Source organism: Paractinoplanes maris, assembly GCF_023544465.1.
Classification (GTDB): Bacteria; Actinomycetota; Actinomycetes; order Mycobacteriales; family Micromonosporaceae; genus Actinoplanes; species Actinoplanes maris.
Genome location: NZ_JALPVL010000017.1, coordinates 90,238 through 107,859 on the forward strand (window position 1 = coordinate 90,238; position 17,622 = coordinate 107,859).

At 68.4% G+C, this 17,622-nt stretch carries 16 protein-coding genes and 1 pseudogene; 11 read left to right on the plus strand and 6 right to left on the minus strand.

The genetic code is table 11. From position 1 onward, the window contains the following. Positions 1 to 178: 178 nt before the first annotated feature. A complete protein-coding gene (locus tag NAG42_RS39875; protein WP_250037634.1) occupies positions 179 to 532 on the plus strand; it encodes an AAA family ATPase in 354 nt (117 codons plus the stop codon). A gap of 29 nt (positions 533 to 561) precedes the next feature. Next, positions 562 to 2,220, plus strand: coding sequence for an ATP-dependent nuclease (locus NAG42_RS39880; RefSeq protein ID WP_250037635.1), 1,659 nt, complete (start codon positions 562 to 564; stop codon positions 2,218 to 2,220). Between the two features lie 184 nt (positions 2,221 to 2,404). Here the strand turns inward: NAG42_RS39880 and NAG42_RS39885 are convergent, their stop codons facing one another. The 5 genes from NAG42_RS39885 to NAG42_RS39905 all read right to left on the minus strand — a co-directional run bounded on the left by NAG42_RS39885 (position 2,405) and on the right by NAG42_RS39905 (position 5,970). Next, entirely contained in the window at positions 2,405 to 2,851 is a 447-nt protein-coding gene (locus NAG42_RS39885; RefSeq protein WP_250037636.1) for a nuclear transport factor 2 family protein, read from the minus strand. Positions 2,852 to 2,854: 3 nt separating this feature from the next. After that, positions 2,855 to 3,661 carry an MBL fold metallo-hydrolase gene (locus tag NAG42_RS39890; RefSeq protein ID WP_250037637.1) on the minus strand — a complete coding sequence of 269 codons (807 nt, stop codon included), beginning with the start codon at positions 3,659 to 3,661 and terminating at the stop codon, positions 2,855 to 2,857. Between the two features lie 32 nt (positions 3,662 to 3,693). Beyond that, a complete protein-coding gene (locus NAG42_RS39895) occupies positions 3,694 to 4,311 on the minus strand; it encodes a DsbA family protein (protein ID WP_250037638.1) in 618 nt (205 codons plus the stop codon). A gap of 82 nt (positions 4,312 to 4,393) precedes the next feature. Next, positions 4,394 to 4,888 carry a MarR family winged helix-turn-helix transcriptional regulator gene (locus NAG42_RS39900; protein ID WP_250037639.1) on the minus strand — a complete coding sequence of 165 codons (495 nt, stop codon included), beginning with the start codon at positions 4,886 to 4,888 and terminating at the stop codon, positions 4,394 to 4,396. An 86-nt stretch (positions 4,889 to 4,974) separates the two neighbouring features. Continuing rightward, on the minus strand, positions 4,975 to 5,970 hold the full coding sequence (locus NAG42_RS39905; RefSeq protein ID WP_250037640.1) for a site-specific integrase: 996 nt from the start codon (positions 5,968 to 5,970) through the stop codon (positions 4,975 to 4,977). Positions 5,971 to 6,498: 528 nt separating this feature from the next. Between NAG42_RS39905 and NAG42_RS39910 the strand changes: the two genes are divergently transcribed. From NAG42_RS39910 to NAG42_RS39925, 4 genes are read left to right on the plus strand one after another with little or no spacing between them, the layout of a single operon-like run. Further along, complete coding sequence (locus NAG42_RS39910; RefSeq protein WP_250037641.1) at positions 6,499 to 7,938, plus strand: dynamin family protein; 1,440 nt, start codon at positions 6,499 to 6,501, stop codon at positions 7,936 to 7,938. Further along, the gene (locus NAG42_RS39915; protein WP_250037642.1) at positions 7,935 to 8,726 is read left to right on the plus strand and encodes a nucleotide exchange factor GrpE; all 792 of its coding nucleotides are present in this window, start codon (positions 7,935 to 7,937) and stop codon (positions 8,724 to 8,726) included. The genes NAG42_RS39910 and NAG42_RS39915 overlap by 4 nt, the downstream gene beginning before the upstream one ends. Further along, entirely contained in the window at positions 8,723 to 10,558 is a 1,836-nt protein-coding gene (locus tag NAG42_RS39920; protein WP_250037644.1) for a dynamin family protein, read from the plus strand. The genes NAG42_RS39915 and NAG42_RS39920 overlap by 4 nt, the downstream gene beginning before the upstream one ends. Further along, positions 10,555 to 11,757, plus strand: a complete 1,203-nt coding sequence (locus NAG42_RS39925) for an Hsp70 family protein (RefSeq protein ID WP_250037646.1) — start codon at positions 10,555 to 10,557, stop codon at positions 11,755 to 11,757. The genes NAG42_RS39920 and NAG42_RS39925 overlap by 4 nt, the downstream gene beginning before the upstream one ends. Before the next feature lie 474 nt (positions 11,758 to 12,231). Here NAG42_RS39925 and NAG42_RS39930 read toward each other — a convergent pair whose 3' ends face one another. Continuing rightward, the gene (locus tag NAG42_RS39930) at positions 12,232 to 13,338 is read right to left on the minus strand and encodes a recombinase family protein (RefSeq protein WP_250037648.1); all 1,107 of its coding nucleotides are present in this window, start codon (positions 13,336 to 13,338) and stop codon (positions 12,232 to 12,234) included. Positions 13,339 to 13,595: 257 nt separating this feature from the next. Between NAG42_RS39930 and NAG42_RS39935 the strand changes: the two genes are divergently transcribed. From NAG42_RS39935 to NAG42_RS45435, 5 genes and pseudogenes are all read left to right on the plus strand, one after another. Further along, positions 13,596 to 14,246, plus strand: coding sequence for a TetR/AcrR family transcriptional regulator (locus NAG42_RS39935; RefSeq protein ID WP_250037650.1), 651 nt, complete (start codon positions 13,596 to 13,598; stop codon positions 14,244 to 14,246). A gap of 393 nt (positions 14,247 to 14,639) precedes the next feature. After that, positions 14,640 to 15,752 carry an FAD-dependent monooxygenase gene (locus NAG42_RS39940; protein WP_250037652.1) on the plus strand — a complete coding sequence of 371 codons (1,113 nt, stop codon included), beginning with the start codon at positions 14,640 to 14,642 and terminating at the stop codon, positions 15,750 to 15,752. Positions 15,753 to 15,880: 128 nt separating this feature from the next. After that, positions 15,881 to 16,174, plus strand: a complete 294-nt coding sequence (locus tag NAG42_RS39945) for a hypothetical protein (protein WP_250037654.1) — start codon at positions 15,881 to 15,883, stop codon at positions 16,172 to 16,174. A gap of 125 nt (positions 16,175 to 16,299) precedes the next feature. Beyond that, positions 16,300 to 16,782 carry a nuclear transport factor 2 family protein gene (locus NAG42_RS39950; protein ID WP_250037656.1) on the plus strand — a complete coding sequence of 161 codons (483 nt, stop codon included), beginning with the start codon at positions 16,300 to 16,302 and terminating at the stop codon, positions 16,780 to 16,782. Between the two features lie 347 nt (positions 16,783 to 17,129). Next, positions 17,130 to 17,303 (plus strand): annotated as a pseudogene (locus NAG42_RS45435) (hypothetical protein); the annotation flags it as partial. Positions 17,304 to 17,622 lie beyond the last annotated feature (319 nt).

A 17,622-nucleotide genomic window follows, 5' to 3' on the forward strand; every position in this document is an offset into this window, starting at 1 on the left:
GCAGTAGACAGAAAAGCCCCGGACGCGTCGCGCGAATGGGCGACGGACCCGGGGCCTGTCCTTGAGTGGTGTCAGGACAATACCTCGTTGGCACATACTGGGCGGTGGATCGCCGCGAGTAGTGATCTTCGCCGCCAACGCTCTTCGCGTCCGGGTCATCCGTGCCCGAGGAGAGCCATTGAAGCTGCACGCGGTACACATCAAGGACTACCGTCCGGTCAACGACTCGCTGCTGTTCGAGGTCGAGCGGGACAAGACGATCCTGGTCGGAGCGAACGAGGCCGGAAAGACGGCGGTGCTGCGCGCCTTGCAGATGGTCAATCCGCCGGCCGGGGACAAGGTCGCGCTCAGTGCGCTGCGGGATTACCCGCGGGCTCGCTACGACGACATTGCCACCGGGAAAGTTGATGCGGCTGACGTTGAGGTCGCTGCAGCGGTCTACACGCTGGATGACACTGACCTTGCCGCGCTGCAGGCGGTCGGTCCCAGGTCTTCGCTCAGGCCAAGACCTGGCGGCTCGTCCGCCAACTGAATAACCAGCGCTACTGGAATCTGCCGGGTGTGGCCCATCACAAGACCGTCGGCGACATCGAGAAGGACCTGACTCGCCTCAAGGCCCACCTCAAAAAGTACGACCCAGAAGATGGCGCGTTGCTGGTGGAGTCGGTCGAGACCCTGCTTGAGGGTTCAGCACCGAGCCGGGCGCTGAGCGGCAAGTTCGCCACCGATCTGGACGACTGGCTGGACCGGGCTTTGCCCGTCATGGACGAGGACGACGAGAAGGCCGAGGCCCAGTTCGACCGGATCCGCACAGCCATCCGCTGGGCCGGCACCTTCGATAAGGCGTACAGCGTGCTGAACTCCCGCACGCCGGTGTTCGTCTACTTCTCACAGTTCTTCTCGGTACGCCCCCGCATCCACTTGGCCAACTTGGCGCAGCGGCAGGCCAGCGGCGAACTCGATGACGATTACGACTTCGGCAACCTGTGTCTGCTCGAGCTGCTCGGCTTCACCGCCAAGGAACTGTCCGACCTGGCCCAAACCCCCGCGCCGGTGCTGCCTGTGAACCAGCAGGACCAGAACGCCATGGCTGCCTACCAGAGCCAGGTGACCCGCTGGCAAGAGCAACTGGACGAGCGTCACTACCGCCTCAACGCCGCCAGCGTGGCCCTCACGAAGATGGTGCGCCGGGTCTGGAACGACGACACGGTCACGCTGAAGTTTGTCGCCGACGGGCAGTACCTCAAGGTCGTCGTCCAGGACGACCTTGGTGTCGAGGTCGAGCTGGACCAGCGCAGCGACGGATTCCGGTGGTTGGTCAGCTTCTTCGTCGTCTTCCGTTCCCAGGCCAAAGGTGACCTCAGCAACGCCATCCTTCTGCTGGACGAACCAGGACTGAGCCTGCACCCGCTCAAGCAGCAGGAGTTCCGCAAGACCGTCTCGCTGCTGGCCGAGGACAACCAGATCATCTACACCACGCACTCACCGTTCATGGTCGGACCGAATGAACTGCACCTGGTGCGCGTAGTTGAGATGACCGATCGGTCGACCGGGACGAAAGTGCACACCACCCTCGTTGTCGACGACCCCCGCTCGGTGTACCCGCTGCAGGCCGCGCTCGGATACGAGCTCGCCCAGAGCCTGTTCGGGCAGAAGAAGAACCTGGTCTGCGAAGGACTGACCGACATGTTCGTCCTGGAGGGCATCGCTGCAGCCATGCGAGAAGCCAAGGTGCCGACGATGCGCGCGGACATCGCCATCACACCAGCCCAGTCCGCCAGCAAGGTGGTCTACTACTGCACCCTGCTGCGCGGGCAGCAGCTCAAGGTAGCCGCGCTGCTGGACTCCGATGCCGCCGGCGAACAGGCGGCCGCCCAAGACGAACTCGTACGTCTGCTGCGGTCGAAGGAGATCCTGCGGACCAAAGACTTCTACACCGGCCCGGTCACGCGGCCGGAACTGGAAGACCTGCTTCGGGACACGCTTATCGAGATCGCCAAAAACGACCTCGGCTGGGACGTGACGACCACGGCGGCCGCCCAGCCTGGCCGGCCGCTGGTCGACATCTTCACCGCGCAGATCGGCTCGCCCTTCTCGAAGTACAAGCTGGCCAAGGCGTTCCTGCGGTGGCTATCGACGCACCGCTGGGCAGACCTGACCTCCGACGAGCAGGCGACATGGATCAAGATGACCGCCGCAGTCAACAAAGCCCTGGCCTGATCTGACCTGGTCGCAGGCTGGTGCGGAGAGGCTGGTCACCCACATGGGTGACCAGCCTCTCCGCACCAGCGGTTCGGGTCAGAACTGAATCCCATATCGGGCCATTGGCACCGCGGACGCCGGTTCCGATGTGGGTCATGACCGCACACCGGCGACAGCCTGGCGGCAACCCGACCCAGCCGGATCACCGGCTCAAGAATGACCGCTTCCGATGTTCCTCAAGGCCGGGCATGGCGTCGCGAACCTTCGCGGTGTCGACGAACTGCTCGAAGCGTACGATCTGGCCGGCGCGGACGACGAAGTGGTGGGCGACGCGGACGTCGATGGGCCGACCGGTGGCCTTGTTGACCGCGGTGTAGCGGGCGAGCACGACGACGTTCTCACCGTCGGTGACGTAGATGTCGTCGTGGACGGCCCAGCCGTCCCAGTCGGCGCCGAGCTTCTTCATCACACCGCTGGTCACGCCCTCGGGCGTTCGGTACGTGCCGGCGAGCGGGAAGCCGGCCATCTCGGTCCATTCGACGTCGGGGGCCAGGGTGGCGCGCAGCGCGTCGAGGTCGCCGGCGGCTGACGCCAGGTATTGCCGGCGGACAACGTCAGCGGGGGCGGTCGAGGTGGTGAGGTCGGTCATGGTTCAGCCCCAGCTCATCTCGCCCTTGGCGACCTTGGCGCCGATCTGTGCGGCGATCAGCATGCCGTGCTCCGGGTAGCGCTTGACCAGCGCCTCGGTGAGCGCCGGACCGTCGGCGGCCTTGTCCAGTTCCTCTTCGAAGGCGAGCAGGTAGTCGCGGGTGCCGGTGACGGCGCTCAGATCCGTCGGCGTGCCGGGCAGCCGGTGGCCGGGCACGACCAGCTCCGGTTCCAGAGCGGCGATCTCGTCGAGCACGGCGATCCAGGCAGCCCGCTGCTCCGCCTTGGCGGTGTCGGCGGTCCAGACGTGCTCGTGCTGGAACAGCAGGACACCGCCGAGGACCGCGCGGTGCTCGGCCTGCCACAGGTAGTGCCGGTCCGGCAACTGCGGGGAGCCGCCCTTGAGTTCGAACCGGTTGCCCTCCAGGTCGAGGTCGCCGCTCAGCGGGGTGATGTCGACCAGCCGGGTGGGCAGGTTGGCGCCGGACGCTGCCCACGCCGTCAGCTTCTTCTCGTACGACCGGTTGATGTGTTCGATGACCTGCGGGGTCGCGACGATCGCGGCGTCCGGGAACGCGTCGGCGACGACCTCGGCGCCGAAGTAGAAGTCCGGGTCACCGTGGCTGATCACGATCGTGGTCAGGCGCTTGCCGGAGTCGAGGATCGCGGCGACCAGGCGGTGGCCGTCGGCGCGGGTGAACCCGGCGTCGACCAGCAGGGCGTCGGTCTGACCAGTGACCAGGGTGGCGGTCTTGTTCTTGCTGCCGACCGGGAAGTCGAGATCGAAGACGTGGAATTCGAGCGTGCTCATGAGGATGTCTCCTGGTATTCGAGATGGGAGTGTCAGCGGCTGGCGAGGGCGATCAGGCGTTCCTCGACTTGACCGGGGCTTGCGTGCCCGTACGCGATCGCGGTGATGGTCTCGCCGTGCGCGGCGATCAGAGTGGGAAATCCGGTGACCCCCAGTTGCGCGGCCCGCTGGAAATCGGCCGCCGCGGCGGCCGCCGACCGGGGCTCGGTGAACGCCGCCGCGACCATCGCGCCGTCAACGCCGGCCTGCTCGGCGACTGTCCGGTAGGTGCCGGGCTCGGACAGGCTGAGACCGTCGACGTAGAACGCGCGCTGCAGCGCGATGGCGAGCTCCGCGGTCCGGTGGGGCGCTGCCTCGCGCAGGGCGGCGAATCCGCGGGCGGCGGCTTCGGAGTCCATGACGAACGTGCCGTCGGCGATGAGCCGTTCGTAGGCGGCACCGAACTGGGCGCCGGTCGTGTCGTGGATCTGGGCGTTGGCGCCTTGGATGTAGCCGAACTCGCGGACCGGCACCCGGCGTGCGCCGACGAACAGGCCGCCTGAGATCACTTCGACGCTGAGGTCCGGGTGGCGTGCCGTGATCTCGCGCAAGGTTGTCGAGAAACCGTGTGACCAGCCGCAGTAGGCGTCGAAAACGTAGATGAGGTGCATGACTCGGTACCCTCCAGCAAGTTACCTGACCGAACAATAACTGAGCAGTCAGGTATCTGGGAGGGGTTGTGCCGACCGACACCTACCGCAGGCGCGGCACTTCCTTGGCCACCGCGCGGCTCAGCACCCGCAGGTCTTCGGCGAACCGGTCCCAGTGCTCGGCGGGCAGTTGGTCCGCGAGCAGGTGCCGCAGGTTGTCGCGGTGCAATACGGTGGCGCGCACGGCGGTCTGCTCCCCCAGCGGGGTCAGCCGGACCAGACGCCCGCGCCGGTCAGCCGGATCGTCGGCGCGCTCCACCAGGCCGGCGGCCTCCATCCGGTCGATCAGGCGGGTCACCCCGCCGGTGGTCAGCACCTGCGCCCGGCCGATCGCCGACATCGCCAGGCCCGGTCCGCCGGCCCGGCCCAGGATCAGCAGCACCTCGTACATCAGATGACTGATGCCGCACTCCTGCTCCAGCGCCCGACCCACCAGGAACTCGAGCCGGTTCGCCACCCCCAGCAACCGCCCGAACGTCACCACCAACTCGTCCTCGGCCGCCTCCCGCGCCGACCCGATCTGCTCGTCAGCGCTCATCGACCACACTCCTGGCTCGCCGTGCTCCCATCACGCGCCGACGATATCCGGCCCTCCGGCAGCTGATCAGTGCAGCGCCCGCGCGGCTACAAACCGACGCCGGCCAGGGGGTTGGCCTGCCAACGGTCGACGTCGTCGATGTAGCCGAGCAGGGTGGCGGAGCCGTCCTTCCAGCCGCCGGCGCGGGCGATGCGCAACGGGTCGGCGCCGGTGCGGTAGGTCTCGGTGGCGAAGCCGCGCCGCAGCGAGTGCCCGGACCAGGCAGCCTTCGGGTCCAGGCCGGCGGCGGTGGCAGTCCGGGCCACGATCTGGGCGACCGCCTGCCCGGTGAGCCGGCCGTCGCTGCTGCCGCGGCCGGTAGGCGTGCGGCCGAGCCCGCCGTGCCGGTCGATGCGCACGAACAGTGGACCCGAGGTCCGGCCGTGGTCGGCGAGCGCCGCCAGCCACGCCTGGGCAGTGCGCACCGGGCAGGTCACCGAGTGCGCCCCGTACGGCAGGGCCGCGGTGCGGCCGTGGGAGTCCCGGTCGGTCTTGGAGGTGCGGACTTCGACCTGCACGCCTTCGGCGGTGAAGCCCAGGTCGGCGATGTCCAGCGCGGCCAGTTCGCTGCGCCGGGCGCCGAGGGCGAAGCCGAGTACCAGCAGTGCGGTGTCGCGGATCCCGACCAGGCTGTTGCGGTCCAGGGCGTCGGTCATGGCGCGCAGCGCGGCGATGGTGACCGGGGCGGCTTTACGGACCCGCACCCCCGCGCCGGTGCTGGCCCGGTCTCGGCGGTAGCTGCGCAGTACCTGGCGCGGCCCGTCGGTGCGTAGCGCCCCAGCCCCGGCGGCCCGGTGGGCGGCGGTGATCGCGGCGAGTGCGCGTTCGATGGTGGCCGGGGCGCGGCCGAGGTCGGCCAGGGCGCTGACGTACTCGGTGACGATCACGTGCAGATCGCCGTGCCGCTCGAGCAGGTGCCGCATTCCGTCCGCGAGTCGCTCGTCTTCGGTGAGTTCCGTGGCGGCGAGGAGCTTGCGGTCGGTGCACCAGGAGAGGAACCGGCGCAGGTCGCCGGTGTAGGCGCGCCGGGTGCTCTCCGGCATGGCGCGACGGAGCCGGTCGCGGGTACTCGCCGACAACTCCACCGATCCGGCGTCGGAGTCGCTGGAGAGCTCCAGAACGCGATACGTGCTCGCTTCTGACTCAGCCGGTTCCTCAATCACGGTAAGGAACATTATCGGGAATCAGGCCTGCTGACGCGACCCCCACTCCTCCGTGCCGACCCCAGAGCTATCGACTTGCCAGATACGCAGAGCCGCGCGCCAGATTCACGGAGTCTCTGCCAGTTACACAGAGCCTGTGCCAGATAGCCGGAGCCAGGACACCAAGGATGTCAGCCGCACCGCGCCCGCGAATCCCCGGCACAACATAAGAGTCATTATGATGCGCAACCCGATTTCGGTCGTTCGGGATTGCTGGATTGCTGGTATTAGTAATCCAATAATCCCGGGAGGCGTGGACTTCGGGCTGGATACAGCGGGGACTTGACCGAAACCTGATTGTGGTCATGGACGCGATGGCGTGACTCTGGGCGAGCACGAGCGCCGTCTCACGCGAGGAAGTGACCCGCTATGGTCACGGAACGTCCGGAATGGCCGCTGACAGACTCCGTGCTCGACGTTGCCGAGCGGGCTGCCGCGTCCAGCCAAACCGCCCTGGCCGCCGCCGGGCACGCCGCGATGCTCCGGCTGCGCCGCCCGCTGGGTGTGGCAGTCGTCGGGCGCGTCTCGGCCGGCAAGTCGACTTTGGTGAACGCCGTCCTCGGCACCGCCGTGTCCCCCACCGCCGGCGGCGAGTGCACCCGGGTCGTCTACGTCTTCCGGCACGAGCTCTGGACCTCGGCCATGGCCGTGCCACGCAACAGCTCACCAGCCCGTCCGGTGCGGCTGGAAGGCAGCCGGCTCGCCGCCGACCTGCCGTTCCCGGCGGCCGACATCGAACGGGTCGATGTCACCATGCCCGTGCCCATGCTGGAACTCGCCACCGTCTTCGACACCCCCGGTCTCGCCTCGACCAACCGGGAGACCTCGGCGGTCACCGAACGACTGCTCGACGACACGATGAGCGCCACCGTCGCCGCCGACGCCCTGCTCTTCTGCGTCAACGGGCCCATCAAGGAGGACGAGGAGGAAGCGGTCCGCACCTTCCGGACCGGTCGCAGCAAGGTCCGGATGACCGGCGGCTCGGCGGTGGCCGTGCTCACCAAGGCCGACGCGATGAGCCAGGACCGCCGGCGGACCCTCAAGGAGGCCGAGTCCCTGGCGCAGCGCATGTCCGCGTCGCACGCCGACATCTTCGGCGGAGTGTTCCCGGTCGTGGGGTTGCTCGCCGAGACCGCGATGACCGGCGCGCTGCGGGCACGGCACGTCACCGCGCTCGCCGAGCTGGCCACGGCGTGGACGGTCGACGACACCCACGTCGCCTTGCTTTCCGACGAAGTCTTCTACGAGGTGCCGGGACCGGTCGCCACCGTCCAGCGGCACGAGCTGATGGGTTTGCTCGGTTGCTACGGCATCGGCGAACTGATGGAGGTGTTGCGCAGCAGCCCCCGAGCGGATGTCCGCGTCCTCACTCAGGTGGCCCGGGAGGCATCCGGCTACGACCAGATGGAACGCCGCCTGCGGATGACACTCGGTTCGCGCGCCGACGTGATGAAAGCGGGCGCCACCTTGCAGGAACTGATGGACTGCGCCTACTACGTGGGCGACTGGAACGTCTACGGCGCGGCGCAGGAACTGCTCGACCGGCCCGAGATGTTTCCCCTGCACCTGCTGGACATCTCCCGCCAGCTCGCGTCGGGCCGGGTGAAGCCGCCGCCGGGACTGGCCGAGCAGGCCTGGGTCGCGGTGACTGTCGGCCTCGCCCCGGTGCGGCCCAAGGAGGCCGCCATGCACGTCGCGCAGTGGCGTTCATGGTCGTCGCTGACCGACAACGCCGGCCGCGCTGTGGCCCGGGTGATGATCCGGGCCTGGCAGCTGGCCACCGACGTCGGACGGAGGTCATGGCGATGACGTTCACCCTGGTCGGCTGGCGCCGCCGCGCCGCGATCACCGCGGCCGCGGTGATCGGTGCGGTCGCCGCCTACCTGATGGTGATGCTCCTGGCTCCTCGTCCGTCCCAGGCGGAGGAGGTCGCCCAGCAGGTGCTGGCAGCCGCCCGCGAAGGTGCCGGCGACCGGATCGCCGAGCTGTTGCCCGAGGCCGGCTGGGCCGACCTCACCGGCGGCGGCACCACCGTCCGCTATCGAGCTGGACGGGCCCCACAGCCGGCCGACGGCAGCGCCTTCCGGCCGGACGGCCCGCTCACGGTGGCCTCCGCGGTCGACCAGCACAGCGGGTGGTCCGTGATCGTCTCCGTGCCGGCCGGCGGGAACCCGGCCTGGGCCGCCGCAGCCGCCGCCGGCGCGGTCCTGCTGACCACCGTGGCCGTGGCCACGGTGGCCGGTTCCCCGCCCCCCAACCTCACGCCGGTGCCGGTGGACGACGGTCCCGAGGGCCGGCAACGCGCCGCCATGATTCGCAGCCTGGCCGACCTGGTGCCGCAGATGCCCGACGCCCTGGCCTGGCAGGCCACCTCCATCCTGGAGGCCGCCGGCGTGCGGACCATCCGGCCTGACGGCGACCGCTTCGACCCGGCCGTGCATCACGCCGTCGGCACCGAACATCCACCGGACGGCCAAACCGCCGGGGTCATCGCCCGCACGATCCGTCCCGGCTATGCCGACGGGCGGCGCCTCGTGGTCCATCCCCGGGTCGTGGTCTTCGACGACGACACCCCAGCCGACGGAGCCCGGTCATGACCGAGCCCACCGACTTGACCGGCATCCGGCGGGCCCTCGCCGACTGCCGCAACTCGCTGCGGGCCGAGGCCGACCGGTACGGCTGGGACGACGTCGCCCCACTGCTGGACCCGCTGACCGCAGCCGACGACGACGCCATCCGGGTCGTGGTCGCCGGGGAGACCAAACGCGGCAAGTCCCGGCTGGTCAACAGCATCGTCGGACGGCCCGGGCTCAGCCCGGTGGCGGTGGACGTCACCACCGCCTGCTGGGTCGAGCTCAGCCACGGCGACCGCGACCAGGCCGAGGTGCTCCTGGCCGACACCACTTCCCCGGCCCGCCTGGTCCGCCGGGCCATCGAGGTGTTCGAACTGGAGAGCTACGTGGCCCTCCACCAGATCACCGACCCGGTGCTCGGCGTCCAGGTGCGGCTGCCCTCGCCCGCACTGGACGGCATGGTGCTGGTGGACACGCCCGGCGTCGGCGGACTCCACGCCGGGCACTCGAGAATCACCCTGTCCACGCTGGGCCGGGCCGACGCGCTGCTGTTCGTGTGCGACGCCTCGCAACCCATCCTCGCCCCCGAGATCGACTTCCTCACCGAGGCCGCCCAGCGGATCACCGCCATCACCATCGCCGTGACCAAGACCGACCTGACCGGCTCGGACGTCGTCGTCGAGGAGACCCGCCGCCGGGTCGCCGCCGTCCCCCGCCTGACCGCCGTGCCGGTCATCGAGGTGTCCGCGGCTCTGGCCGAAAACGCGGCAACCATCGAGAACGTGGCGATCGCCCGACGGCTCACCGAGTTGTCCGGCATGGCCGCCCTGACCGCCGCGCTGCGCCGCCAGGCCCGCGCCGACCACGTCACGCTGCGCCTGACCAACGCCGCCCGGCGCACCGGGACGGTGGCCCGGCTGCTGCTCGATCGTTCCCACCGCTGGCTGGTAGACGCCGACGGCGGCATCGCCCAGGAACGTGAGCTGACCGACCGGATCGAGCGGTTGCACGACCTGCTCGCCGACCGGGCCCGCCTGCGCGTCCTGGTGCAGGACCATCTCGCCCGGCTCGGCGAGGACCCGGCCGCCGACTTCCGCGACCGGGCCGCGAACCTGGGAAGCCGGTTCCGCACCGAGGCCGAACGCGGTCCGGCCGCCCAACTGAACACGCTCGCCCCACGGCTGGCGGCCGACCTCACCGCCGCCGGCTCGACCGCGCTGGAGGAGGCCGCCGGACAGACCCGCCTGGTCATGCGCGACCTCATCGACCAGGCCGGCGGCACCCCTTACCCGGGCGCGGTGACCGGGCCGGTCGCGCTGGAGCTCGGCCTGACCCTGCCCGAACTGTCCCGCCCGGCCATCAGCTCGGCGCTGGCTCACGCGGCCGGGATCTTTCCGACCCTGTCCGGGCTTGTCGGCGGGTCCGCCGCTGTCGTGTCTGTGCTGACCGGGCCGGGAGTCATCGCCGCCTGCATCGCCGTGGCCGCCTGCGCGGGCTGGTGGAAGGTCTGGGGCCAGAACGAGGAGCAACGCCGCGCCGAGCTCGGCGCCTGGATCAGCGCCGCCGAGACCGAGGCGTCCACCACCTTCACCCGCGAGATGCGCCGCCGCGCCGGCGAGGCCCGCGCCTACGCCGAGACCGCGCTGGTCGACGTCCTCACCGCCGAGCAGACGGAACTGAACGACCTGCAGACCCGGCGGGCCGTCATCCGCGCCACCGGCGACCAGGCCCGCGCCGAAGCACGACGCAGATACGAAGAAGCGGAACGGATCCTCCGGCCGCTTTCCGAACGGGCCGACGCACTGCTGCTGCAGCTGTCCGGGCCCCCGCTCCAGGAGAGGAGCACCGGCTCATGACCACGTGGGTGCTCGCCATCGATTTCGGCACCACCAACACCGTCGCCTCCGTCGGCGACGACTCGGGCGTGCGGACCCTGAACGTCGACGGCCGGCCGGTGATGCCGTCCGCGGTCTTCCTGGAACGACTCGACCGTCCCGGCTCGGCCGAGTCGTGGACCGTCGGCGAGCGGGCCGTGCACCTGGCCCGCCGCCGGCTCGAGCAGTTCGAGGCCAACCCGAAGAAGTGCGTCGCCGACGGCACCCTGTTCCTCGGCGGGCGAGACGTGCCGGTCGGCGACGCGATCGCCGCGCTGCTGGCCCCCATCGTGGACGAGGCCGCCAGCCAGTACGCCCGGCAGCCACCAGCCGTCGTCCTGGTGACCCACCCCGCGTCCTGGGCCGGGCCCCGCGTGGAGATCCTGCGCCAAGCCGTCCGATCGGCCACCCAGGGCCGCCGGTGGCCGGAACCGTTCACCCTGGCCGAACCGGTGGCGGCCGCCCAGCGCACCCTGCACGCACCGGACATCGCCGACCACGCCCGCCTGGTGGTCCTCGACTTCGGCGGCGGGACCGTCGACGTGTCGGTCGTCGACCGCCACGACGCCACCGTCACCGTGGTGGGGCGGCCCGTCGGGCTGGAATCGCTCGGCGGTGAGGACTTCGACATGCGGCTGGCCGCCTGGATGTGCGACGAGATCGGACTGCCCGGGCTGTTCCAGCACCTGGCCGCCTCACCCGATCCGGACCGTCAGGAACGGGCGGTGGAACTCCGCGCCCACGCCCGCATCCTCAAGGAAGAGCTTTCGAAGCGGACGGTCGTGCACGGCCAGGTCTACCGGTCCCCACCGGAACTGCCCGAGACCGTGCCGGTCCAGGTCAACCGTAACCAGCTGGAACAGCTCATCGGCGGCGGACCGGGCCGCGAGCCCGGCCTGGCCGAGGCGGTCGGCCTGGTCGACCACGCGATGCGCGGAGCACCACCCGGACCGCCGTTCGGCGGGGTGTTCCTGGTCGGTGGCTCCTCCCGGATCAGCCGGCTCGGCGTGCTGGTGGTCGAACGGACCGGGCGGCCACCCATCATGCACGGCGACCCGACCACCGCCGTCTCCGACGGCGCCGCCCAATACGGCCTGCGCCAGGTGCGCGGACGCGCCCACCACCAGGCACCGGCCGGGCCGGTCGTAGCTTCCAGCGAAAAAACAACGCTAAGAAGTTGATCTAGGCGTGCACCTGGGGCACTACCTCAAGACGATGGGCTTACAGGAGAGCCGATTCGCCGTTTCCCGTGATCTCGGCATGTGGGAGCAGGGTCAGCGTAGTCACCTATCTGGTCCGGGTGAGAGAACGTCGTGTTGGTCGACCACCGGCAGGGTGTGGGCGGTCAGAGTCGCCAGCCGGAGTTCCATCCGGGAACTTGGTGGCCAGGACCGAGAACTCGAGTTCGAGTGTGCCGCTGGTGGCGGCCGGGGCGAGCATGGCGGTGTATTCGGGGTCGGGTGAGTAGAGCGTCCACCGGCGGCCGCGGGCGTCGGTGACGAAGAGAAGGCCCCAGGCGGCCGGGGCTGTGCCTGCGAGGGTGACGAGCCGGCCGGTGCGGTGGCCGAGCTGGGCGTGGCTGATCTGGCCGTGGCCGGCGACCGTGAGCGGAAAGCGTGGGACGCCGGGTGGCCAAGCCCAGCGGGGCAGCCGGCTCACCGGTTGGCCCGGGTGAGCAGCTGGTCGTACTTCTCGACGCTCGGCGGCCCGGGCCGGGAGTCCTGCGGCAACTGAGCCAGCCGACGCTTGAGCAGCGCGTCATCGGCGCCGTCATCCTGGCGGGGCCGCACGCCACCGCCCTCGACGCCGTCGGTCAGGTGGGCGTACTCGGTTTTGGCCTGCTCGACGGCGCCGGGGTAGGCCCGGGTCTTTTCGTGCTCGGCGAGGGCCCGGTAGATGCTGGCGACGCTCGGGTTTTGCCCCTTGCGCCGGCCGGTCGGGATGAGCAGGTCCGGGCGGATCTGCTCGACGGTCTCGCCGTTGGCCCGCCGGCGTAGCACGGTGTGCAGCATGTCGGCGGTGATGACGGCTGGCCGCCCGCCGTGCTTGCCCTTGCGGGCCGCGGCGTCGAGGCCTTCGAGGGTGGCTTCGCGGATGTTCTCCCGCTCGGTCTCGCCCATCGCGGCGAAGAACGCGAACAGCATGCGCCCGGAGCCGGCCGGGTCGTAGAGGCCGGGCAGCGGGCCGGCGAGCATCTCCAGGACCAGGCCGTGCGCGCTGAGATGGTCGGCCAGGGCGGTGAGTTCGGCGGCGTCGCGGCCGAGGCGTTTCATCTCGTTGACGGTCAGGATGACCCGGCAGTGCGGGGCGTGGGCCTTGATCTGCCGGGCCAGCGCGAGCGCCGCCTCGAACTGCGGCCGCAACCGGACCCGGGTGGAGATCTTCTCCGAGAAGATCTTGTCGCGGCCGATGCCGTGCGCGGCGAGGGCGTCCAGTTGCGACTGCAGCTCCTGGGTCAGGGTGCTGCACCGGGCGTACCCGATCCGGATGTCCGCGGCCGGGGTGTCGGCCGGCAACGGTGCCGGCGGCGGGGTGCCTGGACGCCACGGCTGGCCCGGGCCGCGGTCGGTCGGGGTCAGCACCCGCAGTTCTTTGCTCAGCCGGCGGACCTTGGTGAACCGGCCGGTGTGGTACGAGGTGGCCACCGCGCCGGAACGCGACCGGCACGGCGAGCCGGGCTGCGCCTGGCAGCGCGGGCATGGGTGCCGCTCGACATCGTCGGCGTCATAGGTCTCGGGATCGCGTTCCTCTGCACCAACCATGCCCCGAATGCTCGCACAAACATTTCTCAGAACCACGTTGCGACACTCTTGCGTGAGAACGGGTTGTGAGAACGGATCTGGCCTAGATCGGCAGTGCCGGGCCCGGTTGCGGGTTCCTTCTCAGAATGGACCGTTTCTGCGAGCCAGAAGGTGCATTCGCTCCTCAGCGTCCATTTCTTCAACAACGTGATACTGCAAGCAATGACTTGGTTATCACAAAAATTTGGTGTGACCAAGATTTCTGCTAGGGTCAGGGCATGGGTCGAGAACAAGGTCTCCGGGACCGTAAGAAGGCGCAGACGCGGGAGCGGATCGCTGATGTGGCTGCCGCCCTGTTCGCCGAGCGCGACTATGAAGCGGTGTCGATCCTGGATGTGGCTCGTGCGGCGAACGTGTCGGATCAGACTGTCTACAACTACTTCCCGGCCAAGCAGGACCTCGTGCTCGACCGGGTCGACGAGTTCCTTGAGCTGTACCGGCACGCCGTGCTCGAACGTGCCGAAGGGGTGAGCCCCGCCGGCGCACTGCGCCCACTCGTCGAGGCTGACATCGACCGCTATCGTCACGCCGACCCGCGGTTGGCGCGCGGCGAGTTCCCCGCGCAATGCGTCGAAAGCGCTGTTCTGCGCCGGTTCGCCCTCGAGTTCCGGGAGCGGCAGGTCGACGCGGTGGCGGCGTCGATCACCAGCACCTGCCCGGCCCTGGAACCGATCGTCGCGAGAGCACACGCCGCGGCGCTCATCAGCGTCGTCCAGACGATCACCGACCGGATCGGTGCCAGCCTCCTGGACTCAGGCCCGTCTGCCGCCCTGGCAGCCGACATGACATGGGCCGCCGCTATCGCGTTCGACGATCTCGACCGCACCTTCCGCAGCGTCACGACGATTTCCCCAGGAGCCACCTCATGAAGAACACCCGAGTCCTCATCTCGCCAGCATCGCCGGACCAGCAGTTCCTCAGCGGCGTGCCCGGCGGGTGGGCCGCTTCCATACGCTGAGCGAGAGCGCCAAGCCCAGGTCATCACCGAGGCGACCCTCGAACCATTCCCGAGATCCCGCCGAGCATCGCCCACTCGCACGCCGCGGCGATCGTCGCCGCCATTCACGCCATTTACGACCAGATCGGCGAGAACGTGCTGCCCACTCGCTCCAGGGCGATCAGCCGACACGATGCCCGCCACGCTGCACGTCGCCTTGAGCAGCTCGACCAGACGTTCGCCGGACTGCTCGCGAACGCCGCCACCTCGCCGGGCTGAGCACCCGGCATCACGACATCCCCACCCATCAAGCAAGGAGCCCATCGTGAACGGCACGAACGTACTCGTCTCAGGAGCCAGCTTCGCCGGTCTCACGACCGCCTACTGGCTGAACAATCAGGGTTACCAGGTCACCCTGGTGGAGGTCGCCCAAGGCCTGAAGAAGGGCGGTACGCCCGTCGACATCGTGGACCAGACGGTAGACATCGTGAAGCGAATGAACATCTTCGACGAGGTGCGGGCGCACGCCTTGCCGCCCCGGTTAACAGAGTTCAAGCGCGTAGACGACACCGTCGAAGCCCGGATGGAGGCAGAACCCCTCGACGAAGACGGCGATCAGGCCCGGTACGAGGTCCCCCGCGACGACCTGCTCCGGATTCTGTTCGACAACATCAAGGACGACGTCGAAGTGATCTTCGGCGACTCCATCACCACCCTCACCGATACCCCTGACGGTGTGCGTGCAACATTTCGCACCGCCAAGGACCGCGACTTCGCCATGGTCTTCGGCTGCGACGGCAACCACTCTCTCGTCAGGAAGCTCCGCTTCGGAGCCGAGTCAGAGTTCAGCCACTTCCTCGGCGCCTACTTCGCGATCTCGATCGTGGACAAGGGCATCGTCGAACCGAACACCACCGTCATCAATTCCGTTCCCGGCAAGACAGTCATGCTGAACTCGTACGTGGACAAGACAGACATCTGCTTCCTTTTCCGCTCCGAGACCGAGATCCCCTATGACTACCGGAACCAGGACGAGCAGCGGCAGATCCTCATCGACCGCTTCACAGACCACGGGTGGCGCTCGGCCGACCTACTCAAAGACATGGCGACAGCGGACAACTTCTATTTCGACAAGCTGTGCCAGGTCAAAATGCCCCGATGGTCCGAAGGGCGGATTGCGTTGGTCGGCGACGCCGCCTACTGCGCCTCTCCCGCGGCCGGCATGGGTGGGTCCCTCGCGATCATCGGCGCCACAGCACTGGGCGACGCACTCGAGCAGCATGGGACGGACATCGACGCTGCCTTCGAGGCCTACGACCGCAATCTCCGTCCGTTCGTTGAAAACGTTCAGGCGGACGTCGTCAGCTTCGGGCTTGCGACTTTCTTCCCGGCAACCGAGGACGAGATTCAGAAACGTAACGAATTTCTTCTGCAATGAGTCGCGTGCTGAGGCGCGGAGATTCCGATAGCCGTCTTCTAGAATCGCGTGAACAGGCAGCTGAACGCGCCAGCCACTCCGCGCCCCGGTCCGACCCGCGACGCTCCCCCCGGCAGAACAAGGCAATGATGAACGACGGGAGGCCTCCGACCGAGGCAGTCGGAGGCGATGACAATCACCATGGCGACTGCTGCCAGGTCCACGTCCGGCACTACCTGCGGGCACCCTTCCTTGCGGACGAGGCCCGCCGAATCACCGGCGGCCAGTACGAAGGGCATTACACCGCCGACGTCACCACTCCGGGAGTACCCCCATCGCTGCGGCGGGCACTTCAAGAGTGGGTCGTAGACGAATTAACCCCCGATGAGGACATCGCCGAATTCATCGGCTGGACCGTCGAGCGCGTCCGCGAACACCGTTGACGCGCCCAGAGCCGCGCCAAAAACAAATAGATCTCTCCAGTAGCCCTGCACGACGTCGTTGCCGCCGGCACACGACTGCTGACCTGGCCCATACTGGCCGAAAATAGAACAGGAAGAGACTAGCAATGACTCGTCAGAAGCCCGATAATACCGAATTCAACAAAGACGTTGTTCGCCGTTTTTATGAAGCCGTACTGACCATTCCCGGCCCAGACTTCGCGACCATCAAAGCGCTCACCGACGAACAAGAAGTCGAACTCAACTGGGGGCACCCCGCGAGCGGTGTCTACTTTGGCGCCGACATCGGGCCAGCGCGGCACCGAATGCATCAGCTCACCGGCTTAGACGTCACTACTATCACAATCGACGAACTTATCGCCGACGGCCCCTCTCGTGTGGTCGTGGTGGCCACCAACAGCGGGACGGACATTCATAAAAATTCCTGGAAGATGACCGTGCTCGAGTTGGTCGACGTCAGGGACGGAAAGATCGTGAAGAAGCGATCCTTCTATCAAGACACCGCACTGCTACGAGACATCTCGCTCGAGCGCGAGCAGGCACTGGCAGCACAGGCAACGGATGACCAGGACGGGATGACCGGCTCATGACGATCCGCACTGTTCCCGACAGCCACCGTGACCTCGTCACCTCATCCGCGGTCGCTCTGTCGACCGTGAACAGCGACGGCACCATTCAAACGACCGCAGTTTGGGTCCTCCTGTGCGAAGACCGGCCCGGCCTGGCCGAGCAATAGATCACTAGAGACGAGGAGGGGGCGCCGATGTGGACGCCCGCTCGATCACTTTCAAGATCAGCCTTAGCGTTACTTTCCGGTCCTCACCAGACCCAAGCGCCGTCACTAACCCACCACCGTGCTGCTCGCCGACGAACACGCCCACCTCACCGGCCGGCTCTGCCGCCGCAGTAACGCCCGCCACACCGGAACCCCGGGCACGGACTCGGCCTGACACTCAGCCGCGCCACCATTGCCCACCACCACGGCACCCTCACCGTCAGCGCTCAGCAGCCATCCGGCATCACCGTCACCATCCGCCTGCCCCCTCCACGAACAACAGCACGTCTAGATCAACTTCTCACCGTCGGGGCTGAAATCACGAGCGGCCGATAACATCACCCACGATGTACGACCAACGACCTACCTGAGCAGCGGGCGCACTACTGATCGGCCCGCCAGGCCCTCAAGACAGGGCCACCGCCACCGGCTGAAGACCCGGGCCGGTGAACAGCGGCAGCCGAAACGACGAGCGCTCGACGGCGAACATGTGCTCGTCAACGGTGCGGGTACGGGGCCCCGGCGTGCTCGCGCAACAGCCGCAGGTCCCGGACCTACTCAGGTACTTCCGGCTCCTCCACCTCATTCATGACCGTCACGGTATGTCGCCGCGGCGGCACGCCGGGGAAATCCTCACCATCGGAAAACGCGGTGC